This is a genomic window from Streptomyces sp. NPDC007905 (genome assembly GCF_042959345.1).
GTDB lineage: Bacteria > Actinomycetota > Actinomycetes > Streptomycetales > Streptomycetaceae > Streptomyces.
Map to the genome: position 1 here is coordinate 128,066 of NZ_JBIBKS010000015.1, position 26,303 is coordinate 154,368.

24 protein-coding genes and 3 pseudogenes are annotated in these 26,303 nt (G+C 72.3%); 10 read left to right on the top strand and 17 right to left on the bottom strand.

Going from position 1 to position 26,303, the window contains the following annotated elements; genetic code table 11:
- Positions 1 to 4: 4 nt before the first annotated feature.
- Positions 5 to 1,339, bottom strand: a complete 1,335-nt coding sequence (locus ACFZDC_RS25990; protein WP_391327532.1) for a geranylgeranyl reductase family protein — start codon at positions 1,337 to 1,339, stop codon at positions 5 to 7.
- A 47-nt stretch (positions 1,340 to 1,386) separates the two neighbouring features.
- Here ACFZDC_RS25990 and ACFZDC_RS25995 point away from each other — a divergent pair, with 47 nt between their 5' ends.
- Positions 1,387 to 1,893 carry a GNAT family N-acetyltransferase gene (locus ACFZDC_RS25995; protein ID WP_391327534.1) on the top strand — a complete coding sequence of 169 codons (507 nt, stop codon included), beginning with the start codon at positions 1,387 to 1,389 and terminating at the stop codon, positions 1,891 to 1,893.
- Positions 1,894 to 1,985: 92 nt separating this feature from the next.
- The gene (locus ACFZDC_RS26000; RefSeq protein WP_391327536.1) at positions 1,986 to 2,321 is read left to right on the top strand and encodes a PASTA domain-containing protein; all 336 of its coding nucleotides are present in this window, start codon (positions 1,986 to 1,988) and stop codon (positions 2,319 to 2,321) included.
- 15 nt (positions 2,322 to 2,336) lie between these two features.
- On the opposite strand, the gene ACFZDC_RS26005 is transcribed toward ACFZDC_RS26000, so the two are convergent.
- From ACFZDC_RS26005 to ACFZDC_RS26015, 3 genes and pseudogenes are all read right to left on the bottom strand, one after another.
- The gene (locus ACFZDC_RS26005) at positions 2,337 to 3,032 is read right to left on the bottom strand and encodes a demethylmenaquinone methyltransferase (RefSeq protein ID WP_391327538.1); all 696 of its coding nucleotides are present in this window, start codon (positions 3,030 to 3,032) and stop codon (positions 2,337 to 2,339) included.
- Positions 3,029 to 3,211, bottom strand: a pseudogene (locus ACFZDC_RS26010) (acyltransferase); the annotation flags it as partial. The gene ACFZDC_RS26005 and the pseudogene ACFZDC_RS26010, both read right to left, overlap by 4 nt.
- A 210-nt stretch (positions 3,212 to 3,421) precedes the next feature.
- Positions 3,422 to 3,835 carry a hypothetical protein gene (locus ACFZDC_RS26015; protein ID WP_391327540.1) on the bottom strand — a complete coding sequence of 138 codons (414 nt, stop codon included), beginning with the start codon at positions 3,833 to 3,835 and terminating at the stop codon, positions 3,422 to 3,424.
- Between the two features lie 255 nt (positions 3,836 to 4,090).
- Between ACFZDC_RS26015 and ACFZDC_RS26020 the strand changes: the two are divergent.
- Positions 4,091 to 4,219: pseudogene (locus ACFZDC_RS26020) on the top strand (hydrolase); the annotation flags it as partial.
- A 3-nt stretch (positions 4,220 to 4,222) separates the two neighbouring features.
- Here the strand turns inward: ACFZDC_RS26020 and ACFZDC_RS26025 are convergent.
- The 6 genes from ACFZDC_RS26025 to ACFZDC_RS26050 all read right to left on the bottom strand — a co-directional run bounded on the left by ACFZDC_RS26025 (position 4,223) and on the right by ACFZDC_RS26050 (position 12,619).
- Positions 4,223 to 4,870: a hypothetical protein gene (locus ACFZDC_RS26025; RefSeq protein ID WP_391327542.1), complete on the bottom strand. Its 648-nt coding sequence runs from the start codon at positions 4,868 to 4,870 to the stop codon at positions 4,223 to 4,225.
- Positions 4,871 to 4,877: 7 nt separating this feature from the next.
- Entirely contained in the window at positions 4,878 to 6,092 is a 1,215-nt protein-coding gene (gene mqnC, locus ACFZDC_RS26030) for a cyclic dehypoxanthinyl futalosine synthase (protein WP_391327544.1), read from the bottom strand.
- A gap of 71 nt (positions 6,093 to 6,163) precedes the next feature.
- On the bottom strand, positions 6,164 to 7,036 hold the full coding sequence (locus ACFZDC_RS26035; RefSeq protein WP_391327546.1) for a prepilin peptidase: 873 nt from the start codon (positions 7,034 to 7,036) through the stop codon (positions 6,164 to 6,166).
- Positions 7,037 to 7,153: 117 nt separating this feature from the next.
- Entirely contained in the window at positions 7,154 to 9,571 is a 2,418-nt protein-coding gene (locus ACFZDC_RS26040) for a PQQ-binding-like beta-propeller repeat protein (RefSeq protein ID WP_391327548.1), read from the bottom strand.
- A 179-nt stretch (positions 9,572 to 9,750) separates the two neighbouring features.
- On the bottom strand, positions 9,751 to 11,715 hold the full coding sequence (locus ACFZDC_RS26045) for a protein kinase (RefSeq protein WP_391327550.1): 1,965 nt from the start codon (positions 11,713 to 11,715) through the stop codon (positions 9,751 to 9,753).
- A 55-nt stretch (positions 11,716 to 11,770) separates the two neighbouring features.
- The gene (locus ACFZDC_RS26050) at positions 11,771 to 12,619 is read right to left on the bottom strand and encodes an MqnA/MqnD/SBP family protein (RefSeq protein WP_391327552.1); all 849 of its coding nucleotides are present in this window, start codon (positions 12,617 to 12,619) and stop codon (positions 11,771 to 11,773) included.
- Positions 12,620 to 12,905: 286 nt separating this feature from the next.
- Here ACFZDC_RS26050 and ACFZDC_RS26055 point away from each other — a divergent pair, with 286 nt between their 5' ends.
- Complete coding sequence (locus tag ACFZDC_RS26055) at positions 12,906 to 13,109, top strand: cold-shock protein (protein WP_003992177.1); 204 nt, start codon at positions 12,906 to 12,908, stop codon at positions 13,107 to 13,109.
- 112 nt (positions 13,110 to 13,221) lie between these two features.
- On the opposite strand, the gene ACFZDC_RS26060 is transcribed toward ACFZDC_RS26055, so the two are convergent.
- The gene (locus tag ACFZDC_RS26060) at positions 13,222 to 13,785 is read right to left on the bottom strand and encodes a helix-turn-helix domain-containing protein (protein ID WP_391327554.1); all 564 of its coding nucleotides are present in this window, start codon (positions 13,783 to 13,785) and stop codon (positions 13,222 to 13,224) included.
- 67 nt (positions 13,786 to 13,852) lie between these two features.
- Here ACFZDC_RS26060 and ACFZDC_RS26065 point away from each other — a divergent pair, with 67 nt between their 5' ends.
- The 4 genes from ACFZDC_RS26065 (at position 13,853) to ACFZDC_RS26080 (ending at position 15,974) form a co-directional block, all read left to right on the top strand.
- Positions 13,853 to 14,539, top strand: a complete 687-nt coding sequence (locus ACFZDC_RS26065) for an AzlC family ABC transporter permease (RefSeq protein ID WP_391327556.1) — start codon at positions 13,853 to 13,855, stop codon at positions 14,537 to 14,539.
- Complete coding sequence (locus tag ACFZDC_RS26070; protein ID WP_391327558.1) at positions 14,536 to 14,850, top strand: AzlD domain-containing protein; 315 nt, start codon at positions 14,536 to 14,538, stop codon at positions 14,848 to 14,850. Before ACFZDC_RS26065 ends, ACFZDC_RS26070 begins: the two co-directional genes overlap by 4 nt.
- 103 nt (positions 14,851 to 14,953) lie before the next feature.
- Positions 14,954 to 15,604, top strand: coding sequence for a methyltransferase domain-containing protein (locus ACFZDC_RS26075; protein WP_391327560.1), 651 nt, complete (start codon positions 14,954 to 14,956; stop codon positions 15,602 to 15,604).
- A 166-nt stretch (positions 15,605 to 15,770) separates the two neighbouring features.
- Positions 15,771 to 15,974: a hypothetical protein gene (locus ACFZDC_RS26080; RefSeq protein ID WP_391327562.1), complete on the top strand. Its 204-nt coding sequence runs from the start codon at positions 15,771 to 15,773 to the stop codon at positions 15,972 to 15,974.
- A 203-nt stretch (positions 15,975 to 16,177) separates the two neighbouring features.
- Here ACFZDC_RS26080 and ACFZDC_RS26085 read toward each other — a convergent pair whose 3' ends face one another.
- The 4 genes from ACFZDC_RS26085 to ACFZDC_RS26100 all read right to left on the bottom strand — a co-directional run bounded on the left by ACFZDC_RS26085 (position 16,178) and on the right by ACFZDC_RS26100 (position 23,465).
- Positions 16,178 to 19,225: a BTAD domain-containing putative transcriptional regulator gene (locus tag ACFZDC_RS26085; protein WP_391327563.1), complete on the bottom strand. Its 3,048-nt coding sequence runs from the start codon at positions 19,223 to 19,225 to the stop codon at positions 16,178 to 16,180.
- Positions 19,226 to 19,366: 141 nt separating this feature from the next.
- Entirely contained in the window at positions 19,367 to 20,161 is a 795-nt protein-coding gene (locus ACFZDC_RS26090) for a BTAD domain-containing putative transcriptional regulator (protein WP_391327565.1), read from the bottom strand.
- A gap of 112 nt (positions 20,162 to 20,273) precedes the next feature.
- Positions 20,274 to 21,092, bottom strand: a complete 819-nt coding sequence (locus tag ACFZDC_RS26095; RefSeq protein WP_391327567.1) for a hypothetical protein — start codon at positions 21,090 to 21,092, stop codon at positions 20,274 to 20,276.
- Positions 21,093 to 21,521: 429 nt separating this feature from the next.
- Positions 21,522 to 23,465 carry an AMP-binding protein gene (locus ACFZDC_RS26100; protein WP_391327568.1) on the bottom strand — a complete coding sequence of 648 codons (1,944 nt, stop codon included), beginning with the start codon at positions 23,463 to 23,465 and terminating at the stop codon, positions 21,522 to 21,524.
- 647 nt (positions 23,466 to 24,112) lie between these two features.
- Between ACFZDC_RS26100 and ACFZDC_RS26105 the strand changes: the two are divergent.
- Together ACFZDC_RS26105 and ACFZDC_RS26110 are read left to right on the top strand one after the other, a co-directional pair.
- Positions 24,113 to 24,436 (top strand): annotated as a pseudogene (locus ACFZDC_RS26105) (SDR family oxidoreductase); the annotation flags it as partial.
- Positions 24,436 to 25,299 (top strand): MaoC/PaaZ C-terminal domain-containing protein, encoded by an 864-nt coding sequence (locus tag ACFZDC_RS26110; RefSeq protein WP_391327570.1) that lies wholly within the window; start codon positions 24,436 to 24,438, stop codon positions 25,297 to 25,299. The pseudogene ACFZDC_RS26105 and the gene ACFZDC_RS26110, both read left to right, overlap by 1 nt.
- A gap of 24 nt (positions 25,300 to 25,323) precedes the next feature.
- Here ACFZDC_RS26110 and ACFZDC_RS26115 read toward each other — a convergent pair whose 3' ends face one another.
- Positions 25,324 to 25,968, bottom strand: a complete 645-nt coding sequence (locus tag ACFZDC_RS26115) for a TetR family transcriptional regulator (protein WP_391327572.1) — start codon at positions 25,966 to 25,968, stop codon at positions 25,324 to 25,326.
- A gap of 26 nt (positions 25,969 to 25,994) precedes the next feature.
- A complete protein-coding gene (locus ACFZDC_RS26120; RefSeq protein ID WP_391327574.1) occupies positions 25,995 to 26,294 on the bottom strand; it encodes a DUF4229 domain-containing protein in 300 nt (99 codons plus the stop codon).
- Positions 26,295 to 26,303: the final 9 nt, after the last annotated feature.

Below are 26,303 nucleotides of genomic sequence, written 5' to 3' on the forward strand. Positions count from 1 at the left end.
GCGCTCACGCCTTCGGCGCCACCTTGCTCAGGCCGTTGATGATGCGGTCCATCGCGTCGCCGCCCGTCGGGTCGGTGAGGTTCGCGAGCAGCTTCAGGGTGAACTTCATCAGCAGCGGATGGGAGAGGCCGCGCTGGGTGGCGATCTGCATGACCTTCGGGTTGCCGATGAGCTTCACGAAGGCGCGGCCGAGGGTGTAGTAGCCGCCATAGGTGTCCTTGAGGACGCGCGGGTAGCGCTGCAGGGCGATCTCGCGCTGGGCGGGCGTGGCCCGCGCGTGGGCCTGGACGATGACGTCGGCGGCGAGCTGGCCGGACTCCATGGCGTAGGCGATGCCCTCGCCGTTGAAGGGGTTGACCAGGCCGCCGGCGTCGCCGACGAGCAGCAGGCCCTTGGTGTAGTGGGGCTGGCGGTTGAAGGCCATGGGCAGGGCGGCGCCGCGGATCGGGCCGGTCATGTTCTCCGGGGTGTAGCCCCAGTCCTCCGGCATGGACGCGCACCAGGCCTTGAGGATCTCGCGCCAGTCCAGCTCCTTGAAGGCGGCCGAGGTGTTGAGCACGCCGAGGCCCACGTTGGAGGTGCCGTCGCCCATGCCGAAGATCCAGCCGTAGCCGGGCAGCAGGCGGTCCTCGGCGCCGCGGCGGTCCCACAGCTCCAGCCAGGACTCCAGGTAGTCGTCCTCGTGGCGCGGGGAGGTGAAGTAGGTACGCACCGCAACGCCCATCGGGCGGTCCTCGCGGCGGTGCAGGCCCATCGCGAGGGACAGGCGCGTGGAGTTGCCGTCGGCGGCGACGACGAGCGGCGCGTGGAAGGTGACCTCGCGCTTCTCCTCGCCGAGTTTGGCGGTCACGCCGGTGATGCGGCCGGTGCGGTCGTCGACGACGGGTCCGGAGACGTTGCAGCGCTCGTAGAGGCGGGCGCCGGCCTTCTGGGCGTTGCGGGCGAGCTGCTCGTCGAAGTCGTCGCGCTTGCGGACGAGGCCGTAGTTCGGGAAGGACGCGAGATCGGGCCAGTCGAGCTGGAGGCGGACACCGCCACCGATGATCCGCAGGCCCTTGTTGCGCAGCCAGCCGGCTTCCTCGGAGATGTCGATGCCCATCGCCACGAGCTGCTTGACGGCGCGCGGGGTCAGGCCGTCGCCGCAGACCTTCTCCCGCGGAAACTCGGTCTTCTCCAGCAGGAGGACGTCGAGTCCGGCCTTGGCGAGGTGGTAAGCGGTGGTGGAGCCGGCTGGCCCCGCGCCCACGACGATCACATCGGCGGTGTTGTCGGAGAGGGGCTCGGTCACGGCGGGATCTCCCCAAGGTTCAAAATCTGCGTGCCGACCGGCACTGGACATGGGCAGTCTATTCAGCAGAATTGATCACCCGGCTGAAGGGCTGCCCCGTGAACCGAGCTCTCCCCGCAGTACGGCTGCGTGTGCCCATCGACGAGGACGCGTTCACCTGGCATCAGGTCTTCGCCGACCCCGAGGTCATGGAGTTCCACGGCGGCAAGGCCGCCGAACTCTCGGTCTACGAGGAGCTGACCGCGCGCCAGCGCCGGCACGACGCGGAGCGGGGGTTCTGCCTGTGGTCGGTGCTGGGAGACTCCGGGGACGTGGTCGGCTTCACCGGTGCCCAGCCCTGGCCGTACGCGTGGGGGCCGACGGGCGAGATCGAGATCGGCTGGCGGCTCGGGCGGGCGCACTGGGGCCGGGGATATGCCACGGCGGCGGCCGAGGAGACACTCCACCGGCTGCGGGCGGCGGGTGTGCCGCACGTGGTGGCGATGGTCGACGCGCGCAACGCACGTTCCATCGCGGTCACCCGGCGGCTCGGCATGCGCCTCGCGGAGACGTTCGCGACCCCGTCCTCGGAACGGCAGGGGCACTGCTACCGACTTGATCTGTGACGTAGAGTAATCAACTGTTACAGAAAGCCACATGGCGCTTCCGGGTGGCATGCGCCCGAGTTACCCTGCCAGTACCGCTGGGGGTGACATCTGTGCGCATAACACCCAAAACACCCGAACTGCGCGTTCCTCGTCTGGTCGGTCTGATGGCCATGGACGCGCGCGAAACGGCCCGGGCGCGGGGCCTGCTCCTCAACGCGCCGGACCGCCCGGACTTCCACCACACGGTCGTCGACTACGTCGTGCGCCAGTATCCGCCGCCCGGCGCCGAGGTGCCGCCGGACTCGATGGTGTACGTGTGGTTCGACTTCGGTGAGGGCGAGGGCGGCGGGGGCGTGCGCGAACCACGCATCCCACGGCCGCCCGCAGGCGGACTGCAGCGCGAACTGGGGGAGCCCGGGGACGCCTTCGAGATGATCAACCGCTGAACCGCCCGAAGGGGTTCAGCTCTCCTTGAAGCCCCGGTGCAGCACGACCACACCGCCGGTGAGGTTGCGCCAGGCCACCTTCGACCAGCCCGCCTTGCACAGCCGTTCGGCGAGGGCGGGCTGGTCGGGCCAGGCACGGATGGACTCGGCGAGGTAGACGTAGGCGTCCGGGTTCGAGGACACCGCGCGCGCGACCGACGGCAGGGCGCGCATCAGGTACTCGGTGTAGACGGTCCGGAAGGGCGCCCACGTCGGGTGCGAGAACTCGCAGATCACCACTCGTCCGCCGGGCCGGGTCACCCGGTGCATCTCGCGCAGCGCCGCGTCCGTGTCCTGCACGTTGCGCAGCCCGAAGGAGATGGTGACGGCGTCGAAGGTGTCGTCCTTGAACGGCAGCCTCGTCGCGTCACCCGCCGTGAACGGCAGCCAGGTGTGCTTCCTCTTGCCGACCTGGAGCATCCCAAGGGAGAAGTCGCACGGGACCACGTACGCGCCCGTCTGCGCGAAGGGCAGCGAGGAGGTCGCCGTACCGGCCGCGAGGTCGAGGACCTTCTGCGCGGGGCGCGCGTCGACCGCCTTCGCCACCTCTCTGCGCCAGCGCCGGTCCTGGCCGAGCGACAGCACGTCGTTCGTCAGGTCGTACCGTTCCGCCACGTCGTCGAACATCGAGGCGACTTCGTGCGGCTGCTTGTTCAGGGAGGCGCGGGTCACCCGCCCATTCTTGCAGCACCGCATCCCGGGATCAGTCGCGGCTTCTTCCTTGCGGCCACGTCCTCCACCCAGCCGCACGCCAGGACGAAGACGGCGATCAGCATCCAGCCGATGCCGAACATGAACCACTGGCTGTCCGGCGGCAGGCACTTCTCGAAGGCCGGCACCTCCCAGAAGCGGAGGGTCATGCCGGTGGCCCTGCGGTGGGCGGCCTGGAGGCGGGCGGTGGTGGCAGCGGCGCCCGGCTGGTTCGGCGCGGTTCCGGTTCGGGTGCCGGGCTCGGTGCCGGTCACCCCGCCCGTGCCGGCCGCTCCGGCCTCCGCGGCGCCGGCCGTCCCGGTACCCGTACCGGATCCGGCCGTACCGGATCCCGTACCCGCCTGCCCCTGTCAGCCGGCGGCCACGGTCGCGCACACCGACACGGACGGGGTGGCGATGATCGAGGACACGGCCACAGGCGCGGACACGGACGGGGTGACGGTGACCGAGGAAGCGGACACCGATGCGGACGGGGTGGCGGTGACCAAGGGCGGCCCCGACGGGGTGCCGCTCGGGAGGGCCGCCCGGCGGCCGATCCCGCCCTGCGGGCGGATGTCGCCGGGGGCCTGGCCGCCCTGGGCGTTGCCGAAGGGGAACAGCGAGGACGGGGTGAGCGAGGTGCCCCAGCCCATGAAGGCGGCGCCGAGTACACCCGCGTACGGGAGGCAGACGACACCGACGAGCAGGCCGCTACGGCGCAGTACCTTCGATCGGCGTCCGGTGGAGTCAACGACACACGAGCCCCTCGGTGGACCCGTTGCCATGTTTGCGGCGGCGACCACGCCTGGCGGCGCGATTTTCGATGGCGGGTTCGGACTCCATTCCTCGAATATCAGGCAGCTTTTATGTTGCTCTTTCTCGGGAATTCTCGCGAGCCACCGATGAGGATGCCTCCTACCTGTCGCTTTCCTGAGAGACTCGATGAGGAGGTTACCGCAAAAAAGGACGTACAGTGCGAAAAAAGGGCGATTGATACTTATCGGCGCCGACCGTTCCGTCCCCGCATGTGAGAGATTCCCGTGTCGGTGTGGTCCTCCTTCCGCGACCGGCCGTGCGAGGACGGGGAGAGCGCGCAGGACGACGCGGCGACCGACTGCAGCGGTGTGCGCCAGAGTTCGGGGGCGTTCGGGGAGGCGTTCGCGGGCTGATTCCTACCGACGGCGGTACAGCAGCCGCCCGTCGACGACCGTCGCCACACAACTCGCCGCCCCGCGCTCGGCGAGGGCGGCCGCGTCCGGGGCATCGAACACGGCGAAGGTAGCGGCCGTCCCGGCGTACGGCAGCAGAGGCATGAGGGTCGCCTCCGCGAGGCTCCGCCCCGCCAGCGGATCGAGGGTCGCCGGCCCCACAGGAGCCTCGAACCGCTCCTCCAGCGTCAGCCCCGCCCGCCGCACGGCGTCCACCACGGCAGTCCGCCGCAGGCACCCGGCCACCGCGACCGTCCCGTGCGCCAGCATCCGCTGCACCCCGCGCCGCGCGCTCGCGCTCCAGCGGGTGTCGGTCATGGCGAGCGTGGCGAGGGCCTCGCCCGTCAGCGGCTCGGTGCCCAGCGCGTCGGCCTCACGCGGGTCGGGATGGTAGGCCTGCTCAAGGAGTTCGGGCCCGTAGGGATTCAGCAGCCCCGGCGTGAGCAGCCCCGGCCAGCGCCGTACGCGAGCCGTCGGATGCGCGGCCACGAGTTCGTCGTACGAGCCGACCGACGCGATCGCCCGCCCCTCGACGAGGATCGCGCCGCCGGGCATCGGAGCCTGCCGCGGATCGCCGCTGACGAGCAGGTCCGCGGCGTGGATCGTCAGCACGGCATGCTCAGTTGGACGCCAGCAGCTTCAGCTCGGGGTGGGCCGTGCCGCCCTCGATGGCCGTGGAGGAGATGTGGGAGACCACGCGGTCGTCGACGGGGTCGTTCGCCGGGTCGTCGTGCACGACGAGGTGCTCGTAGGTCGTGGAGCGCTGCGCCGGGACGCGGCCCGCCTTGCGGATGAGGTCGATGATCTCGAGCCGGTTGGAGCGGTGCTTGGCGCCGGCCGAGGAGACCACGTTCTCCTCCAGCATGATCGAGCCGAGGTCGTCCGCGCCGTAGTGCAGGGAGAGCTGGCCGACCTCCTTGCCGGTGGTCAGCCAAGAGCCCTGGATGTGCTGGACGTTGTCGAGGAAGAGGCGGGCGATCGCGATCATCCGCAGGTACTCGAAGAGGGTCGCCTGGGTGCGGCCCTTCAGGTGGTTGTTCTCGGGCTGGTATGTGTACGGGATGAACGCGCGGAAGCCGCCCGTGCGGTCCTGCACGTCCCGGATCATCCGCAGGTGCTCGATGCGTTCGGCGTTGGTCTCGCCCGTGCCCATGAGCATGGTGGACGTCGACTCCACGCCCAGCTTGTGCGCGGCCTCCATGATCTCCAGCCAGCGCTCGCCGCTCTCCTTCAGCGGGGCGATGGCCTTGCGCGGCCGCTCGGGCAGGAGTTCGGCGCCGGCGCCGGCGAAGGAGTCGAGACCCGCCTCGTGGATGCGGGTGATGGCCTCCTCCACCGAAACACCGCTGATCCGGGCCATGTGCTCGACCTCGGACGCGCCCAGCGAGTGGATCACCAGCTGCGGGAACGCGTCCTTGATGGCCTTGAAGTGCTTCTCGTAGTACTCGACGCCGAAGTCCGGGTGGTGGCCGCCCTGGAACATGATCTGGGTGCCGCCCAGCTCGACGGTCTCGGCGCAGCGGCGCAGGATGTCGTCGAGGTCGCGGGTCCAGCCCTTGGCGGTGTCCTTGGGGGCGGCGTAGAAGGCGCAGAACTTGCACGCCGTGACGCACACGTTCGTGTAGTTGATGTTGCGCTCGATGATGTACGTCGCGATGTGCTCGATGCCCGCGTACTTGCGGCGGCGTACGGCGTCGGCGGCGGCACCCAGCGCGTGCAGGGGCGCGTCGCGGTAGAGGACGAGCGCCTCATCGGGCGTGATGCGTCCGCCCGCTGCTGCTCGGTCGAGCACGGCTGTGACATCGAAAGAAGCGAGGTCGGCCTTCTCGGTCACCGGGCGTCCCTTTCGTCAAGGGTTGTGGACGGACCGAACCAGCCTACGCCAGCGGTGTCGGCCGCCTGCCGTCAGGCCGCGTACGCGCCGATCAGCAGTCCCGCGAAGGCTCCCGCGATGAGGAAGGGCCCGAAGGGGATCGCCGTCTTGCGTCCCGCTCGCCGGGCGAGGACGAGTGCGCCGCCGTACAGCGCGCCGAGCAGGAAGCCGGCGAAGGTGCCGAGCAGGACGGTCGGCCAGCCGTACCAGCCCAGGACGGCGCCCATGCCCAGCGCCAGCTTCACATCGCCGAAGCCCATGCCGGCCGAATTGATGAGGAACAGCACGAAGTAGCCGCCGCCGAGCGCGAGGGCACCGTACAGCGCGGTGAGCCAGTCACCGGCGTGCTCGGGCAACAGCGCGGCCAGGCCGAGCAGGCCGGGCGCGGCGGCCGCGAGCGGCAGGGTCAGCGGGTCGGGAAGCCGCCGCACGCGCAGGTCCACGGCGGCCAGCAGCACCCACACCGGCGCGAGCAGCAGCCAGACGGCCAGTTCGGGCCGGGTACCGGTGGCGGCGGCGAGGGCGGCACAGGTGAGGGCGGTGGCGGCGGTGAGGAGGAGGGCGGAGGGGGCGTACGGCGCCTCCACCGGCACCTCCCCCACCTCCACCGGCACCTCCCCCACCTCCACCGGCACCTTCTCCGGCCCCTCGACCGGCGCCTTCACCGGATCCTCGCCGGTGTCCGCCGCCGCCATCCGCGTCTCCGCGGCCCGCGCGCACTGCCCGCACCGCACCCGGCCGAGCCACCCGGAGATCGGATGACCGTCCGGACACCGCTCCCGCCACGGCTCCTCCTCCGGGACGGCGAAGCGGTACGCGGCCCGGGGCAGCAGCGCGCCTGCCGCCGAGCCCCACAGCGCGGCGACGAGGACCAGGACCCCCGTGCTCACCCCGCCGGTGCTCATCGCGACGACTCGCCGGGGAGCACGTCTGTCGAACTCGTGGTGCCGCGTCGCGCCATGGCGGGTGCCGTCCGTCCCTGAATCGTGTCGGGGGGGGAATCCAATGGAGTGCCGCCGGTCTCAGACGGCCGGCATCGCGTAGACCTCCTGACCGCCGGTCACCAGCAACCGGTTGCCCGCCAGGGCGATCTGCCAGTAATCGGTGGCGTCCGTGCTGTCGACCCAGGTCCAGCGGACCTTGCCGGTCCTGGCATCCAGCGCGATGATGCCGCCGCCCAGCGCGCCGGCGGCCGCGTACAGCGTCGTCCCGGCCTTCAGGAACGTCTCCCGCACCGCGCGGTTGCCCTCCTCGCAGAGCCAGATCCGCCCGGCGTTCTTGAGGTCGACGGCCCAGATGCCTCGGTCGTAGTCACTGACGTAGACCACGCCGTCGACGACGGTGGGGTTCTTGAAGCCGCGGCGGCCGTTCGGCGACAGCGTCCAACGCGTCCTGCCGGTCTCGAGTTCCACGGCCGTCAGCTTCTCGCCCGGCAGGAACACCACCCCGTCCGCGGCCGTGGGCTGCCAGGTCCAGTCGTCGCCGATCTTCCTGGTCCACAACTGCTCGCCCGTGGCGGTCTCGCGCACGGTGAGGTTGTACTTGGAGTCGGCGTAGACGAGGTACTTGCCGGAGACGGTGCCCTGGACGTCGTAGTCCTTGGTGCCCCAGTCACGTCGCTGCAGCCAGGCGGTCCTGCCGGTGGTGTGGCTGACCGCCGCCACGGCCGTACGGTAGTTGGTGGCGCTCTTGGCCTGGCCGTAGTCGGTCAGGGTGACATAGACGTTCTTGTCGTCGATGGCGATGGTCCGCTCGATGCTCAGCTGCTTGCCGAGCCGGCTGCGCCAGGCCTCGTCCCCGGTCGTGACGTCGTAGGCGACCAGGACGCCGTCGTAGTCGCCGTCGCCGAGGAACACCTTGCCGCCGTGGAAGAGAAGCTGGGCTCCCGAGCGGCAGATCCCCTTCCTGGACCAGCGGGGGCTGCCCGTCTTCACGTCGTACGCCACCAACGGGTCGCCGCTGACCAGCAGCAGCCCGTCGTGGGTGAGGAGCGGTACGTCGGTCGCCGTGCTGTCCTCGTCGGCGGTCCTGTGCCACAGCGGCTGGGGTGACACCCCGGCGGGCGGGGTGGTGAAGGTCTCGTCGGCCGGCCGGGCCGAACCGCCGTGGCCGCCCGCGTCGGTGGAGGCGCCGGTGCTGCCGTCCTTCCGGCCGAGCCACCACGCCGTGCCCCCGCCGGCCACGGCGACGGCGGCGGCACCGCCGAGGGCGTAGGAGAGGGCGCGGCGGCGGGAGGGGACCGGGGAAGAGGCGTCCGCGGCGCCCAGCCGGACGGTGCCGGGTTGCGGGGTGTCATACCCGGGGGCGGCCGTCCCGTGGCCGGCCGACCGCGCCGCCGGATAGCCGTACCCGGCCCCGGGCGTGGCCGCCGGTGGCGTCCCGTATCCCGCCCCGGGCGCACCTGCCGGCGGCGTCCCGTAGCCGGCCGGTGGCGCCGGCGGATATCCGTAGCCCGCCGCGGGGGCGCCCGCCGGTGGCTGTGCGCCGGACGGCATGGCCGGGGCCGGGCCGAAGAACGCGGCGGCCGGTGCGCCCGGCTGCTGGGGCGCCTCCAGGTCCAGGATCCCGGCCGCGTGGGTGGCGATGGTGGAGGCCACCGCCGAGGGCAGCCAGTCGCTGAGTACGCCTTCGACGCCCTGCGGGGCCAGCGCCGCCACGATCTCGGCGGGGCCGGGCCGGGCGGCCGGGTCCTTCAGCAGACAGGCCCGCAGCAGCCCGAGCAGGGTCTGCGGTGTGCCGGTCAGCTCGGGTTCGCCATGGACGACCTGGTAGAGCATCGCCGCGTGCGAGGCGGCACCGTCGCCGAAGACGGTGCGGCCGGTGGCCGCGAAGGCGAGTACGGCGCCCAGGGAGAAGACGTCGCCCGCCGGTCCGACGTCCTGGCCCAGCGCCTGCTCCGGGGGCAGGTAACCGGGCGAGCCGACCACGACTCCCGTCTGGGTCATACGGTTTCCGTCCACCGCCCGCGCGATGCCGAAGTCGATGACGCGGGGGCCGTCGGCGGCCAGGAGGACGTTCGACGGCTTGAGGTCCCGGTGGATGAGTCCCGCCGCGTGGATCTCCTGGAGGGCGGCCGCGAGTCCGGCGCCCAGCGCGCGGACGGTGTGCTCGGGCAGCGCGCCGTGCGCGGCCACGACGTCCGTCAGGTCCGGGCCGAGCACGTACGAGGTCGCCAGCCACGGCAACGGCGCGTCCGGGTCGGCGTCCACCACCGAGGCGGTGTACTGGCCGGAGACCGCCTGGGCGATCTCCACCTCGTGCCGGAAACGGCGGCGGAAGTCGGCGTCGGCTGCGAGATCGGGGTGTACGACCTTCACGGCGACGGTGCGGCCGCCGGGCGAGCGGGCCAGGTAGACCCGGCCCATGCCGCCGGCTCCGAGCCTGCGCAGCATGCGGTAGCTGCCCAACTCCCGCGGATCGTCCGGCCGCAGTGTCTCCATGGCGGGCGTTCCCCGTCCTTCCCCGTTGCGATGCTTTGCGCTGCTTCGCTCTGCGTGCTGATGCCTTGCCGGGCCGACGGCCGGTGCGAAGCGGCGCGGTTGGCGTGCGCCGACGCGGACACAGTAGTGACCGCCAGGAGGGCGGGGTGACGGGGCGTTGCCGAAACCGTGGTCGGGTACTAGCCGACCTTGGACATCCGCGAGACCGGATTGCCCTCGGCCGAACTGTCCGAGGAGTACCGGAGGTCGTCGCCCACCGGCGTCAACTCCACCGGATGAGGTGCGGGATCGCAACCGGCGTGGTTGTCCTCGGCGCCCACCGAGCTCGCCACGATGGCCGTCTTCGTCACCTTCTCCAGGGTGAGGATGTCGGTGCAGACGGCTCCGAGCTGGTCGGTCTGCTTGAGCCGCCCCAACTCCTGGCCGCGGCCCGCCTGATGGACGGTGAGCCGGAAGGTGCCCATGGGCAGGCTGCCGCCGAGTCCGGTGGCCTGGCCCTCCCAGGTGCCGAGGTAGCGGGCGGGGATCGCGCCCGCCTGGCCTTCGCTCCGGCTGGGTGCCGGGGAGTCCGCGCCCGGCGTGGGGCTCGGCCCCTGGGTCTGACCGTCGGCCGGCTGCGAGGCCGACGCCGAGCGGGAGGCGGCCGGTGCGCTGCCCGCCGTGTCGTTGTCACCACCGGCCCATGGCCGCAGCAGAGCCCCGAGACCCACGACCGCCCCGGCCAGCGCTCCCGCCACGGCCAGCACGACCGTGCAGCTCACCCGCCGCCCGCGCCCGCTCTCCCCCGGCACGGAGGTGGCCGCCGCACTGACGCTGACCTTGCCGGGAACAGGCACCGCACCCCGCGGTCCGGGCACTCCGGTCGGCTCCACGCCCGAGGTGCCGGACCCCGCGGCCGGAGTACCCGAAGAAGCGGCCGGTGGACCCGAGGAAGCGGCCGGTGGACCCGACGGCACGGCGGGAGCCCCGGAGGGCACGGCGGGAACCCCGGACGGAGTCATCAGCGGAGCCGGCCCGAACACCCCTGCTGCCGACCCGGAACCGCCCGAACCCCCTCCGAACTGCCCTGCCGGAACGACGAAACCGCCCGAACCCGCTCCGAACTCCCCTGCGGGAACGGCGAACCCGCCCGAACCGTTTCCGTGCCCACTGGAGGCCGCATCCGACTCCCCGCCGCCCGGTGCCACGCCCGAATTCCCGCCCACCGAAGGACCGCTGAACTCCACCAGGCCCGAGGGAGCCGTCTCCGTGGTGTCCAGGTTGAGCAGGTGTACGGCGCTTCGGCTGACCTGCTCCACCAGCGCCCCCGGCAGCCAGCCACCCGCGACCAGCCGGGCGGCGCCCTCGGGGGCGAGCCGGCGGGCCAGCTCGGCGGGGGTCGGGCGGGCTGCCGGGTCCTTGGCCAGGCAGGCGGCCGCCGATTCCCGCAACGCGCCGGTCAGCGCGCCCAGTTCCGGCTCCTCGTGGACGACCTTGTAGAGCAGCGCGGCCGAGGAGTCGCCGGGGAACGGTGGCTCACCGGTCGCCGCGTAGGCCAGCACCGCGCCGAGGGAGAAGATGTCGGCCGCCCCGGTGACACCCTTGCCGAGGATCTGCTCGGGGGACATGTAGCCGGGCGAGCCGACGGAGACGCCGGTCGACGTCAGGGACGCCCTACCGTCCGTGGCCCGGGCGATGCCGAAGTCGATGAGGAGCGGGCCGTCCAGGGTCAGCAGGACGTTGGAGGGCTTCACGTCCCGGTGGACGAGACCCAGTTCGTGCACCGCGGTCAGGGCCTCGGCCAGGCCCGCGCCCAGGGCCCGTACGGTGTGCGCGGGCAGCGGGCCGCCATCGGTGACGGCGGCGGCGAGGGACGGCCCGGCCGCGTAGGCGGTGGCGACCCAGGGCACGGCGGCCTCCGGGTCCGCGTCGAGGACGGGCGCGGTCCAGGCACCGCCGACCCGGCGGGCGGCCTCGACCTCGCGCCGGAAGCGGGCCCTGAACTCCTCGTCGAGCGCGAAGTGCGGGTGCACGATCTTCACGGCGACCGTGCGGCCGCCCGCGCTGCGGCCCAGGTAGACCCGGCCCATGCCGCCGGAGCCGAGCCGGCCGAGCAGCCGGTAGGGCCCGACGGCGGCCGGTTCGTCGGCTCCGAGCGGCTGCATGGCGTCCACCTCTCCCCCGCAACGCCTCACTGCCCGCAGCCTAGTGCCGTGGCGGTTACGGCTGAAGCAGCTCCACCTTCACGTCCGCCGGGAAGCCGGTCGTCGGGCCGACCCGGCGGGCGAACTCGGCGACCGCGTCCAGCTGCGGCCCGCCGAAGCGGAAGTCGAGGGTGGTGAAGTACTGCTCCAGCGTGGCCTCGTCGAAGGACTCCCAGCGGGCGGCCTGCTCGGCGACCTTGCCGACCTCCTCCAGGGAGAGGTTGCGGGAGGCGAGGAAGGCCTCGTGGACCTTGCGGGTGATGAACGGCTCGCGCTCCGCGTAGTCGCGCCGGGCCGCCCAGACCGCGAAGACGAACGGCAGGCCCGTCCACTCCTTCCACAGCGCGCCGAGGTCGTGCACCTCGAGGCCGTAGCGGGGTCCGTCGAGGAGGTTGGCGCGCAGGGCGGCGTCGCCGATGAGGACGGCGGCCTCCGCCTCCTGCATCATCAGGCTGAGGTCGGGAGGGCAGGTGTAGTAGTCGGGCCGCACGCCGTACCGCTCGGCCAGCAGGAGCTGTGCGAGGCGGACGGAGGTGCGCGAGGTGGAGCCGAGGGCGACCCGGGCGCCGTCCAGCCGGTCGAGCGGGACCTGCGAGACGATCACGCAGGACATCACGGGGCCGTCGCAGCCGACGGCGATGTCCGGGAAGGCGACCAGATCGTCCGCGTTGCGCAGGAACTCCACGAGGGTGACGGGCCCGATGTCGAGGTCGCCGCGCACGAGCTGCTCGCTGAGCTTCTCCGGGGTGTCCTTGGTCAGCTCGAAGTCGAGGAGAGTGCCGGTTCTCGCGAGCCCCCAGTAGAGGGGCAGGCAGTTCAGGAACTGGATGTGGCCGACGCGCGGCCGGGTGCGAGAATTGTCCACATCGCGAGACTAGACCCCGTGCTGTACCGTGCCGGGACCGGCCCCACCGTCAACCCACCCGTCCGGCGTTCAAACATTCGGGTGAAGTGATCTTGCCCTCTATTGCTTTCGGCTGCCCGCGTGCTAGGCTCGCCGCAAGTTGCAGTTTGGTTTCCCTTGCAGTACAGAGCCTGCGGAGCATGTAACCGCAGGCTCTCGTCGTTTTCAGACGAATGCAGTTGTGCAGCACCGTTTCGCACGTGCAGGTTCTGGAGCAGGGCAACCCTTTTGGGCCCAAGGAGGGCTTATGGCTACCGGAACCGTTAAGTGGTTCAACGCCGAAAAGGGCTTTGGCTTCATCGCCCAGGAGGGCGGCGGCCCCGACGTCTTCGTTCACTACTCCGCGATCAACGCCTCCGGCTTCCGCTCCCTCGAGGAGAACCAGCAGGTGAGCTTCGACGTGACGCAGGGCCCGAAGGGTCCTCAGGCGGAGAACGTCACCCCCGTCTGATCACTGCCTGATCGCAGAACCTGAGTGCAGTACCCAAGGAGCCCCACGCCGTTCGGCGAAGGGGCTCCTGCCTTTTCCGGCCCGCTCCCTCGGTGCATTCTCGGCGAATTCGCTACGTGTGCTGCATGACCAGGACGAAGATCGTGCCCGGCGTCAGTGCCTCGTACGAGTGAGCCACGTCCCCCCGATGGGTCAGGTAATCGCCGGGTTCGAGTTCGACTTCCTCCCCGGCCGGTCCCGCCTTCACCCGGCCCGTACCGACGATCAGATGCTCGACCGTGCCCGGAATGTGCGGTTTCGCCACACGTGCCGCGCCCGGTTCCATCCGGATGCGATAGATGTCGCGCCGGGCACCGGGAGGACTCGCCGCCAGCAGGGTGCCGACGAAGGTGGCCTGCTCCGAGGCGAGGGCCGGACCCCGGCCGGCGCGGATCACCTGGACGCTCGGCGTCGGCGGCTCGACCAGCACGCTGAACGGGACCCCCAGCGCGACACCCAGCGCCCAGATCGTCTCCACGCTCGGGTTCCCGCTCGCCGCCTCCAGCTGGGACAGCGTGGACTTCGCGATCCCCGCACGCTTGGCCAGCTCGGACAGGGACAGCCCGGTGCGGGCGCGCTCGCGCTTGAGGGACGCGGCGATCCACTCCATCGGGAGCCGGTCGGGTGCCTCGGACATGTCGTTCGCTCCATCGGTACGATCGTTCGCCTTGACGAACAGGCATCTGCTGTCCATTGTAAAAAACATGCGTTCGCTAATCCGAACACCAGAGACCGGCTCGCTGGTCCGGGACAGCTCCCTGGTCTGGCTCGCCAGCGGCATCGTGGGCGTCTCCTTCGGTGCGGTCTCCGTCGCGGGCGGGCTGCCCGTATGGGTGCCGGTGGTGATGTCGCTGGTGGTGTACGCGGGATCGGCCCAGTTCAGCGCGGTCGGGGTGCTGCTTGCGGGAGGCGGGCCGCTGGCCGCGGCGGCCACCGGTCTGCTGCTCAACACCCGCACGGCGGCCTTCAGCCTGGCCGTGGCCGAGATCATCGGTACCGGTCGCACGACCCGTTTTCTCGGTGCGCACCTGGTCACCGACGAGACGGTCGCCTTCGCCCTCGCCCAGCCCGATCCGGTACGGCGGCGCAGGGCCTTCTGGATCTCCGGGCTCGGCCTGTTCGCCGTGTGGAACACGGGCGTGCTGGCGGGCGCGGTCGCCGGAAGCGCCCTGGGCGACACCGCCCGCTACGGCCTCGACGCGGCCTTCCCCGCCGTCCTGGTGGCCCTCGTCCTGCCGGCCCTCCGCGCCGACGCGACGGTACGGCGCTGCGCCCTGCTCGGCGCCGCCCTGGCCCTGGCGGTCACACCCGCGGTACCGGCCGGGGTGCCGGTGCTGCTCGCCCTCGCCGGCCTGTTCCTGCACCGCCGCCCGGTGGGGGCCGCCGTATGAACGCCACGGTGGCCGTGATCCTCGCCCTCGCGGTCGGCACCTACGCCTTGCGCCTCGTGGGCCCCCTGCTGCACGGCCGGGTGACGGTCCCGGCTCGGGTGCAGGAGCTGGCGTCGGCGGGGGCGGTCGTCCTGCTCGTCGCCCTGCTGACCACGGGCGCCCTGACCGAGGGCGGCGGCTTCGCGGGCTGGGCCCGCCCGGCGGGGGTGCTGGCCGGCGGGGTGCTGGCCTGGCGGAGGGCACCGTTCGCGGTGGTGGTCCTGGGCGCGGCGGCGACGACGGCGGCGCTCCGGCTGGCCGGGGTGGCCTAGGACCTGTTGCGAGAGTCCCGCCTGCCCCGCCCTCCGGGCGGACGACGGGACCTTCGCAACAGGCCCTGGGCAGTGTCGGTGCCGGCGGCTACGGTCCCTGCCCATGACCGGCACCCACGACTTCCTCGCCGCCACCCGCACCTTCTACGACGCCATCGCCGACGACTACGCCGACCGCTTCCGGGACGTACTCGCGGGCCGGCCGCTGGACCGGGCCCTGCTCGACGCGTACGCCGAACTCGTCGGCGGCGGTGGGCCGGTGGCCGACCTCGGCTGCGGCCCCGGGCGGGTCACCGCCCACCTCGCCTCCCTCGGCCTGGACGTCTTCGGGCTCGACCTGTCCGAGTCCATGCTCGCGATCGCCCGTCGCGAGAACCCGGAGCTGCGCTTCGAGCACGGCTCGATGCTGGACCTCGCCCTCGCGGACGGCGCGCTGGCCGGTGTCGTCTCCTGGTACTCCAGCATCCACGCCCCTGGGGAGCGACTGCCGGCGCTCTTCGCCGAGTTCCACCGGGTCCTGTCCCCCGGCGGCCATCTCCTGCTCGCCTTCCAGGCCGGGGACCACACCCGCCGCCACGACCGCCCCTGGGGCCACCCGGTGGCGCTGGACTTCCACCGACGCAGTCCCGAGCGCATGGCGGAGCTGCTCACGGACGCCGGTTTCGGCCTCGTCTCCCGGACGGTGCGCGAACCCGCCCAGCACCTCGGCGAACCGACCCCCCAGGCCTTCCTGCTCGCCCGGAAGCCGGTCTGAGGCCGGGGCCGTCCGCGACCGTTGAAAGCGGGAATACCGGGAGCCCGACCCGGGGCGGGAACCAGCGGGGACGGCATGGGGATCGCTCCCCAGGAGCATCGGTCACGGCGTCGGGGAGAGGCCCGGCGACCGGATCACGATCCGTCTCTTCCTGGGGGTTACAGCCATGCGCACCATCGCACTGCGTACGAACACGGTTCTGGCCGCGCTCACCGGCGCAGGTGTCCTGGCGCTCGGCACCGCAGCGGCCGTGCCGGCGACCGGTGTGCAGGATGCCCTGGTGCACGTCGCCTCCGGCCTGTCGGTCCCCCAGGCGCACTCCGGGCCGGCCCTGGCGGACGAGCGCGGCCCCCGCGTCGTCGCCCCCTGAGACGCCGCACCCCGCGGACGGCACACCCCGCGGACGGCACACCACACCATCGACGGCACCGGACAAGGGCCTACGCCCTGTCGGTGCCGTTCGTCGTGAGAACCGTGATCGCCGTGATCACCATGAGCGCCGTGAGCGCCGTGATCACCATGAGCGCCGTGATCACCGGCCCCGGCGGATGCCGCCGCCCGCGGAGCGGGTGCCTACAGGCGCCGCCCGGCCTCCGTGACGCCCATCGCGTCGTACAGCTCCTCCGCCGCCCGACGGTGCCGGCGTGCCGTCGGTTCGTCGCCCAGTGCCTGCGCCGCCTCCGCCATGCCGTGCAGAGCGCGGGCGGTCTCGAAGCGGTAACCGACGCGGGAGGCCAACTGGTGGGCCTGGCGGTGCAGTTCCATCGCCCGGTCGGCCGCGCCGCGGCGCAGATGGACCAGCCCCACCACGTTCACCACGGCCGCCTGCCGCAGGGCCGTGCCCTCGGCGAGGACGAGGTCAAGGGCACGCTCGGCGTGTTCGGCGGCCGAGCGCACTTCGCCGAGACGCTGGCAGACCCGCGCCCAGTGGGCGAGGGCGAAGGCGACGTTCCCGGGTTTGCGGGACTCGTCGCACAGTTCGAGGGCCTGGGCGAGGCAGGCCCGCGCCCGTTCGTCCTCGCCGGTGCCGAGGTGGGCCAGCGCCAGCCAGGTCAGCGAGGAGATCTCGTTGCTGCGTTCGCCCAGGCGCCGGTTGAGCTCGGTGGCCCGGGCCGCGTACCGGGCGGCCTCGGTGTAATGGCCCGCCCAGGTCTCCACGGTGCTGAGGTTGGCCAGCGCCACGGCCTCCGCCCGGGACGTGCCCAACTCCCGGTGCAGCGCAATGCCCTGCTTCAAGTAGCTGCGGGCAGCGTCGAAGTTGCCGAGCGCCCCGTGCAGCAGGCCGAGCACGTCGATGCACATCGCTTCACCCCGGCGATCACGCGCGGACGCCAGCTCCAGGGCCTCCTGGGCGGTGGTGATCCCGTCCTGGAAGTCGCCGAGCCACCAGTGGGCGACGGCCAGGTTGCCCATGCTGACGCCGAGCAGCGTCAGGTCGCCGAGCGGCCGGCAGGCGTCGACGCCGATGCGGCCGACCACCCGGAACTCCTCGTAGTGGCCCCGCAGGTCCAGGTAGAAGAGCAGGTCACGGGCGAGCAGCGCGGCGGAGCGGTGCAGGCCCTGGACGCCCGCCTGAGCGACGACCGCGAGCAGTGCCTCGTGTTCCCTGTCGAACCAGCGCAGCGCCTGCTCGTCGCCGTCCAGCCGGGGCAGTTCGTGCGCCACCGGCTCGGAGGTGTCACCGAAGCTCTCGCGACCGGGGAAGAGCAGCTCGCAGGCCTGGTTGGCGGCCAGGGAGTAGTACGAGACCAGCCGTTCGGCCGCGCCGGCCTCGTCGTCCTCCGCCTCCCGCACGCTCATCGCGTACGTCCGCACCAGATCGTGGAACCCGTACAGGCCCGCCTCGTGCTGTTCCAGCAGATGGGCGTCGAGCAGGTTCTCCAGGGTGTCCTCGGCGTCGTGGACGTCGGTGCCGAGCAGCGCGGCGGCCGAGTGGACGTCGATGGCGCTGCCCGGGTGCAGACCGAGCAACCGGAACGCGACGCGCCGGTCCTCCTCCATGGCCTGGTACGACAGCCTGAGCGTGGCCTCGACGCTGCGTTCACCGGCGCTCAGCTCACGCAGCCGCCGGGTCTCGTCGGCGAGCCGGTCGACCAGGTACTGGACGGTCCAGCGGGGCCGGTTGCGCAGCCGGGCGGTGGTGATGCGCAGCGCGAGGGGCAGGCCGCAGCACAGGCGGGTCAGGCGGGCGACGGCCTGGGGCTCGGCGGCGGTGCGCTCGGCGCCGAGCATGCGGGTGAGCAGGGTGGTGCTGTCGTCGGCCGAGAGCAGGCCGAGGGAGAGCCACTCGGCGCCGTCCAGTTCGAGCATGCGGACCCGGCTGGTGAGGATGGCCAGGCAGTCCTCGGAGGCGGGCAGCAGGGGCAGTACCTGGGCGGCGTCGGCGGCGTTGTCGAGGAGGAGCAGCAGCTTTCGCTGAGCGGAAACGGTTCGCCAGAGGATGGTGCGTCTCTCCAGGTCGTCCGGTATCCGATCGTCCGGAATGCCGACGGTGCGCAGCAGGGAGTGCAGCACCGCCCCCGGCTCCTGCGCCTTCTCACCGGGGCTGAACCCGCGCAGGTCGACGAATAGCTGGCCGTCGGGGTAGTCGGCGGCGAGCAGATGGGCGGCGTGCACGGCGAGGGCCGTCTTGCCGCTGCCGCCCATGCCGTCCACGCCGACGATCCGGGTGCTCTGGCCGGCCGGGTCCCGGCCCACCGCCAGCAGCCGCGCCAGCTCCTCGTCCCGGCCGGTGAAGTCCGGGAGGTCGTACGGCAGGGTGCAGGGCGCGGGCTCGGACCTGTCCGGCTGCGCGAGCGGGGCCGGGACCAGGAGGGCGGCGCGGTCGGACACCGACTGGGGTACACGGGGGGCCACCTCGGGGCTGTCGCGCAGGATGGCCTCGTACAGCCGGGTCAGCTCGGCGCCGGGGTCGATGCCCAATTCCTCCACGAGCAGTTCGCGCACCCGGCCGAACTCCTCCAGCGCCTCCGCCTGCCGGCCCGCCCGGTACAGGGCGAGCATCAGCCGTCCGCGCAGGGTCTCCCGCAACGGATGCGCGGTGACCAACTCGCGTAGAGGTCCGACGAGTTCGGTGGACTGACCGAGTTCCAGCTGCAGCTCGAAGTACTGCTCGGCGACCGCCATGTGCCGTTCCTCGAGCGCGGCGGAGGCCGCGGAGATCACCGCACCGCCGGTGCCGGCCATGACCGGGCCGCGCCACAGGTCCAGACAGGCGCGCAGATGCCCGACGGCCTCGGTGGGCCGCCCGGCGGCCACCGCCTGCCGGGCCTCGGCCGAGCGGCGGCTGAACTCGTGCAGGTCCAGCTGGTCCTCTTCCAGGACGGCCCGGTATCCGGCGCCGTCGGTGACGATCAGCGAGGCACCGGCCGGGATGCGGGTGCGCAGCGCGGCGATGGCCTTGCGGATCTGGTGACCGGCGGTCTGCGGCGGCTCGTCGTCCCAGGCGGCGGCCACCAGCCGGGACACCGGGACCATGCGTCCGCGCTCCAGTAAGAGCGTGACGAGCACGCGTTCCTGGGTGGGGCTGCCGAGCCTCAGCCGGCGCTCGCCGTGCCAGCCTTCCAACGAGCCGAGGATGTTGAAGCGCACGACAGGCCGACCGGATGCCGCAGACTCCACGAACCCGTCCCCCCGCCCCATCGCGTTGCCCGGCCCGACATGTTCGGGACAATCCTAGGTTGTACCCCGAACGAGCCACACTGGAAGGCAACTTCGCGTTACCCGCGGTGCTTCTCGGTCCGAGCCAAAGGCTAACCACCTTCAAGCGAGTTGGAGGAGGGTGGAGCGCACATCACCGGTCAGGGCCGGGTCGTGGCAGAGAATGGCGCTCTCGACCCGGCGCAGCGCGGGAGATGGCTGGATTCCGAGCTCGTCGTCGAGGTGGCGGCGCATCCGGCGGAAGACGTCGAGGGCGTCGGCCTGCCGCCCCGAGCCGTACAGGGCGATCATCAGCTGTTCGCAGAAGCGTTCCCGCAGGGGGTGGTTGGCGTGCGCCTCGGTCAGCTCCGCGAGGACCGCCGCGTGCCGGCCGAGCCGCAGTTCGGCGTCGAAGCGCAGCTCCATGGCCCGCATCCGGTACTCCTCGTAGCGGGCGCCGGCCAGTTGGCACAGCGTCCCGCCGGCGAACCCGCCGAAGACGGGTCCGCGCCAGAGCGCCAGGGCATCGCCGAGCAGCCGCGCGGTGCGCTCCGCGTCCTCCGGAGCGGCCGACTCCGCCTGGCGTACGGTCCTGACGAACTCGGCGGCGTCAAGCTCGCCGTCGGCCACGCTGAGCCGGTAGCCGGAGGGGTGGATGGTCACCCGGGGCCCGGCCCGGCCCGGCTCCAGGCTGCGCAGCTTGCGGCGCAGCCTGCTGACGTGCGCCTGCAGGGCGTTGGCCTGGTTGTCGGGCACGGTGTCGCCCCACATCTCCTCGACCAGGCTCTCCCCGGGCACCGGCTGGCCCTCGGTGACCAGCAGGGTCTGCACCAGGGTGCGCTGCAGGTCGCCGGAGATCTCCGCAGGACCGGACACGGTACGGATCTGCAGTGCCCCGAGGATCGAGAACTTCAGCATCCTGACTCCGCCTCCCGTTGACGTCGCTGGCGTCGTCGTCCTTCTTCCGGCGACGTATCAACAGTGCGGTCACCCCGTACCGGATCGTTCCCGATCCGTTCCCGGTCGCCGGTCAGCGTTCGTCGCCGACCACCAGCGCCCGCAGGGAGGCCACCCGCCGGGCCGCGCACTCGGGCGAGTCGGCGTGCACGACGAGGTGTCCGGGGCGCAGCGCCTCCGGCGGCGAGACATGCCGGACGTGCGGCAGTATCCCCACCTCGGCGGTCTCCAGCCGCCACGGCGGGCTGAGCAGGGCGGCGGCGGCGAACCGGTTCGGCCGCACCGCGTCGACCAGCCGCCCGGCGAGCACCTCGACGGCCGCGGCCGCCAGGTCGAACCCGCCGGCCACCTTGACCAGTTCCGGCACCGGGTCGTCTCCCAGTCCCGCCCGGCAGCCGGTGATCACCGGTCCGCGCGGAGTGACGGCGACGCTCGTGTGGGCCGGGCCGTACTGGTATCCGGTCAGATCCAGCAGCGCGGTCACCACGGCGCGCACCTCGGCGGCCGTGTCGTCCGTGAGCGGGGCCGGGTGGAGCAGGCCGTAGGGGGTCAGAGCGGTGATCCCGGCCGCCTGGTGCATCCCGTGCACGCTCAGCGTCTCCACGGTCAGCCGCAGGTCGCCGGGTGCCACCTGGGTGCCGCCGGGGGAGAGCCGGTTGTCCCGGACCAGACGCTGTACGGCCAAGGGGTCGGACAGCACCCGGAGGGCCCGGGCGGTGTTGACGCACAGTCCGGCCTCGGCGGCTTCCCGAAGCGGTGCGCGCAGCGCCGACTCGTCCGTTGCGTCGACCCGGACCGAGCGCACTTGGACACCAGCGTGCGCGGCCTCGCGGAGGAGGCGGTGGTCCGGGTTGAGCAGGAAGATCCGGCGGACGTCGTTGTCTTCTTTCATACCTCTGCTCGTGATGACGGAGTCGGCGAGGGTGGAAAGGCAGGCTACGAGCGGACGTTACCGATCCGGTCCCGGCCGGTTCCCGAGGTGGTGCGTTCGCCCAAGACGCTCACTTCTTCCGCGTGGGTGACAGGCCGGTGGTCACGAGTGCCATCCCTCCTAAGCTACCCGCTCCCCGGCACTTGCCGCGGGCGGATTCACGGCAAACGCAGAACAGCCGGTTCACCCCGTTGTCCGGCCGTTTCGCAGCACCGCGGGCGGTCCGCAGCGTTCGACGGCCGTGTCCGCGAGGGCCCGGACAGCCCCGGTGCGGCGGCGGGGACGTCGGCCCGTTCCCACGCCCGGCTCGGCCGGCAGCCGCGGTGTCCCGGTCGGCGAGGCCGGTGTCGTGGCCGACCCGGATGGCCGACTCGGCGCGGTCGGCCTCGCTCACCGTTCGTAGAGCCCCTCCACCTCCGGCGCGAAGTCCCGCATGATCTGCTCCCGCCGCAGCTTCATGGAGGGGGTCAGATGGCCCGCTTCCTCGGTGAAGTCCACCGGCAGTACGGCGAACCGGCGGATGGACTCGGGCCGGGACACCAGCTTGTTGGCCTCGTCCAGGGCGCGCTGCAGCACGGCCGTCAACTCGGCGTCTCCCTTGAGGAGTTCCGGCGGCACCGGGTGCTTGCCGTTCATCTGGCGCCAGTGGTTGATGCCGTCCGGGTCGAGGGTGATGAGGGCGGCGACGTAGGGGCGGCCGTCGCCGACGAGCATGCACTGGGAGATCAGCGGGTGCTGGCGCAGCCAGTTCTCCAGCGGCGCGGGCGCCACCGACTTGCCGCCCGCGGTGATCAGCAGCTCCTTCTTGCGGCCGGTGATGGTCAGATAGCCCTCGTCGTCCAGCTCGCCGAGGTCGCCGGTGGGCAGCCAGCCGTCCCGGGTCGCGGGGACGACTCCGCCCGCCTGCGGGTCCCAGTAGCCGCGCAGGACGTGGTCGCCTGCGATGAGGATCTCGCCGTCCGCCGCGATCCGCACCCGGGTGCCGGGCAGCGGCCAGCCGACGGTGCCCAGACGGGGCTTGAGGGGCGGGGTGACCGTCGAGGCACCGGTGGTCTCCGTCAGGCCGTACCCCTCGAAGATCTCGATGCCGGCACCGGCGTAGAAGGCGGCCAGGCGGCGGCCGAGCGGTGAGCCGCCGCAGATGGCGTACTTGACCTTGCCGCCCATGGCGGTGCGGATGCGCCGGTAGACGAGCGGGTCGTAGAAGGAACGGGCCGTCCTCAGCGCCCGGTTGGGGCCGCCACCGGTGCCGGTCTGCCGGGCCTCCAGCGCCTCCCCGTACCGTACGGCCACCGCGGTCGCCCGGTCGAAGACGGACACCCGCCCGCCCGTCTCCGCCTTCGCGCGCGCGGAGTTGTAGACCTTCTCCAGCATGTAGGGGATGGTCAGCAGGCAGGTCGGCCGGAAGGCGGCCAGGTCCGGCAGCAGGTCCTCCGCCTTCAGGCTGGGAACGTGGCCGAGGCGCACCCCCGCCCGTACGCAGGCGATGGCCACCATCCGGCCGAAGACGTGGGACATCGGCAGGAACAGCAGGACCGACGCCTTCTCGCCCGTCTTCGCCTTGAAGATCGGGTGGAGGAGTTCGATGGCGTTGTCGACCTCGGCGAAGAAGTTGCCGTGCGAGAGGGCGCAGCCCTTGGGCCGGCCGGTGGTGCCCGAGGTGTAGATGAGCGTGGCGAGGGTGTCGGGGCCCAGCATGCCCCGGCGTACTCCCACTTCGCCGTCCGGTACCTGGACGCCCAGCTCCGCCAGCCGCTCGACGTGGCCCTTCTCCATCACCCACAGGTGCCTGCGGTCCGGCATGCGCTCGAGTTCGGGGCCGATCGCGGCGGCCTGGCCGTCGGTCTCGGTGACCAGGGCGACCGCGCCGGAGTCGTGCAGGATCCAGCGGGTCTGGAAGACGGAGGAGGTGGGGTAGACGGGGACCGTCACCAGGCCGGCCGCCCAGGCGGCGAAGTCGAGCAGGGTCCACTCGTACGTCGTGCGGGCCATCACGGCGATACGGTCGCCGGGCACCAGCCCCTCCGCGATCAGCCCCTTCGCCACCGCGAGGACCTGCGCGGCGAAGTCCACCGCCGTCACGTCCGCCCAGCGGCCGTCCCCCAGCTTGCGGCTGAGCACCACCGCGCCGGGGTCCCTCTCGGCGTTGTCGAAGGGCAGGTCGGCGAGCGAGCCGTGCTTCACCGCGGGCGCGAACGGCGGTACGTACGCCTCCCGTACGGCGCCGTCCAGCCGGCGGGTCTCGGGCTCCACGAGGACCGGGCGGCCGTCGTAGTCGGTGGCCGAGACGATGGCGCCGGAGGGGACAGGGGCGTTCGGGTACGGGGTGGACACGGGCGGCTCCTCGGGCGTGCAGCGGTGCACTGCTTGCTGCATGACGTACGTGCCTCGGGCCCCGAGGCGTTCACCGACGGCGGGCCGGGGAAAGGGGTTACCGCTGGTTAGGCAGGTGATCGTACGAGGCCGCTGTGGGGGGCTTGTGCGGGTTCGGGAATGGTCCGGAGTCGGGGGTGTGCAGCCTCAGGGGTTATGTGAGGGGTGTTCAGGTTGGTTCCCAGCATCGCCGTCACCCCCTGACCGCCCGCCACGCCGATCGGGATCAGGCCTGGCCGCCGTGAGCATCTCCCGGTGGGAAGCGGTGGCGCACGGGCCGTCGGTGCGGGCGAAGGGGAGGCGCGTGCCGCCGGTCACCGCAACCCGCCGGACCCGGGCGGCCTCGGCGGCCCAAGGCCGCCCAAGAGGAGTTCATCTCGACCTGCTCCTCACCCGTGACATACCCTTACCTCCGGTAACCTTACTCCAGAGTAAGCAGTTCGTACCGAGTCGCGTGGGAGTTGGACATGGCCGACCGCTACCTGAGCTTCACCGGCACGGCACCCGGCCGTTTCCTCACCCGGCGCCCGGGACGGCGCCAGCCCGCCGAGCCGGGGCGCCACTCGGCGAAAGGCCCGGCACCCAAGGGCGAGTTGCTCCCTCTCACTGCGGGACTCGCGGGCAACGCGGACCGGACCCGCTACCGCGCGAGCAAGGCGGGGGGCGTGGGCCTCGTACGATCCCTCGCGCCACGCGCGCTCGCCGAGCACGGGGAGACCGTCAACGCGGTCGCGCCCGGCTTCATCGAGACCGGGATGACCGGCGCGGTGCCGCTCCTCGTCCGGGAGGCCGGCCGCCGGATGAACTCCCTCGCGCAGGGCGGGCTGCCGATCGACGTCGCCGAGACCGTCGCCCGGCTCGCCCACCCCGCCTCCGGCGCGGTGGGCGGCCGGGTCGTCCGCGTCTGCGGCCAGAGCCCGCTGGGGGCGTGATGACCGCCGTCACCCTGACCTCCGCCCCCGCGCTGACCCCACTGCTGGCCCGCGGCGCCCTGCGCTCCCCCTTCAAGCGCCCCACCCCGGACGCGGACTTTCCGCGCACCCGTCTGGTGCTGCCCGGCCTGCGCGTCGACCCGGCCCGGCTGGCCGCCTACGAGCGGGTGTGCGGCTTCGCCACCGGCGCGGCCGACGGCGAGGACACGCTGCCCGTCACCTATCCGCACGTCCTCGGCTTCCCGCTGGCCATGCGGCTGATGAGCGGCCGGGACTTCCCCCTGCCGCTGCTCGGCCTGGTCCACACCTCGATCGAGATCGTCCGCCGCACCACCGCGCCGGCTGCCGGGGAATACCAACTCGCCGTACACGTCGACGGGTTGGCCCCGCACCGGCGCGGGACCGAAGCCACCGTGGTCACGGAGCTGCGCGCCGGCGCGGACGTCGTATGGGAGTCCCGCAGCACCTACCTGGCCCGGCACCGGACCGCCGGCGCCCCCGGGCAAGCCCCGCAGGAGCGGCCACCGGCCCCGCTGCCCGTGGTGGCCGAGTGGCGGATCGCCGAGGACGTCGGCCGCCGGTACGGCGCCGCCTCCGGGGACCGCAACCCCATCCACCTGCACCCCGTCACCGCGCGCCTCTTCGGCTTCCCGCGCGCCATCGCGCACGGCATGTGGACCGTGGCCCGCTGCCTGGCCGCCCACGGCACGCCCGGCGCGGCCGAGGTCCGGGCCCGGTTCCGGTCGCCGGTGCTGCTGCCGGCGACGGTGGCGTACGGCGCGGACGGCACCGGACGCTTCGAACTGCGCGGCGAGGGAGACCGGCTCCACCTCACCGGAGAGGTACGGCCCCTGCCGGAGTGAACGGCGACCGGACAACCCTGCGGGTCACCTGTCGGCGGGCGGCGTCCAGGGGCGGCCCTCCATCAGATTGCCGAGGCCCGCCCAGGCGAAGTTCATCAGGGTCGCCGCCGCCTGCCGGGCCGTGACACCGGGGGTGGCGTTCGCCCAGGCGGCGAGGGACTCGGCGGCGCCCACCAGGGCCTCCGCGAGCCCGGCGACCTCGTGCTCGGGCACGGGGTCCCGGTGCGCCTCGTGCGCGGCGACCGCGATCAGCTGGGTCACGAACGCGACGATCTCCTCACGCATCGCCGTGACCTCGGCGGCGAAGCCCCCGCCGTGGGTGCGGGCCTGGAGGTGCAGCACCGACCAGCCGTCGGGATGCTCGGCGGTGTGCGCGAAGAAGGCCTGGAGCCCGTCCCACAACTGGCGGTCGGCGGGCAGGTCGCGGCGCACACCGGTGCGGACGGCCTCCGTGAGGGCGGTGGCCTCGCGGCGGATACAGGCCGTGAAGAGGTCTTCCTTGGAGTTGAGGTACAGATAGACCAACGGCTTGGAGACGCCCGCGAGTTCCGCTATCTCGTCCATCGAGGCAGCCATGTAGCCGCGTTGGCCGAAGATCTGTACGGCAGCGTCGAGCATCTGCTGCTCACGGACCGCCCTCGGCATCCGTTTGGTCTTCACGGCACCCATGGGGCCAAGCCTAGTTGGGCCCTCGGTCAGGAGGGCTGGCCCTGCGCCCGGACGGACTCGTCGGCCTCGTCCTCCTGGCTGCGGTTGGCGTCCAGGTTGGCCTTCATCCGGTCGACCTTGCCGACGATCCGCTCGGAGGCCCGGTCCCGCTCCTTGCGCAGCACCACCCAGCTGATCGGCGCCGACAGCACCATCGCGAGCAGCAGCACCCACAGGAAGTTGGAGTCGCCGAAGCCGCGCGGGAAGATGCCGGAGTAGACGGCTCCCCAGACGACGACGAGGCAGCCGGCGAAGACGCCGAGGCGCATCAGCGTGTAGCGGAGCATCTCAATCCA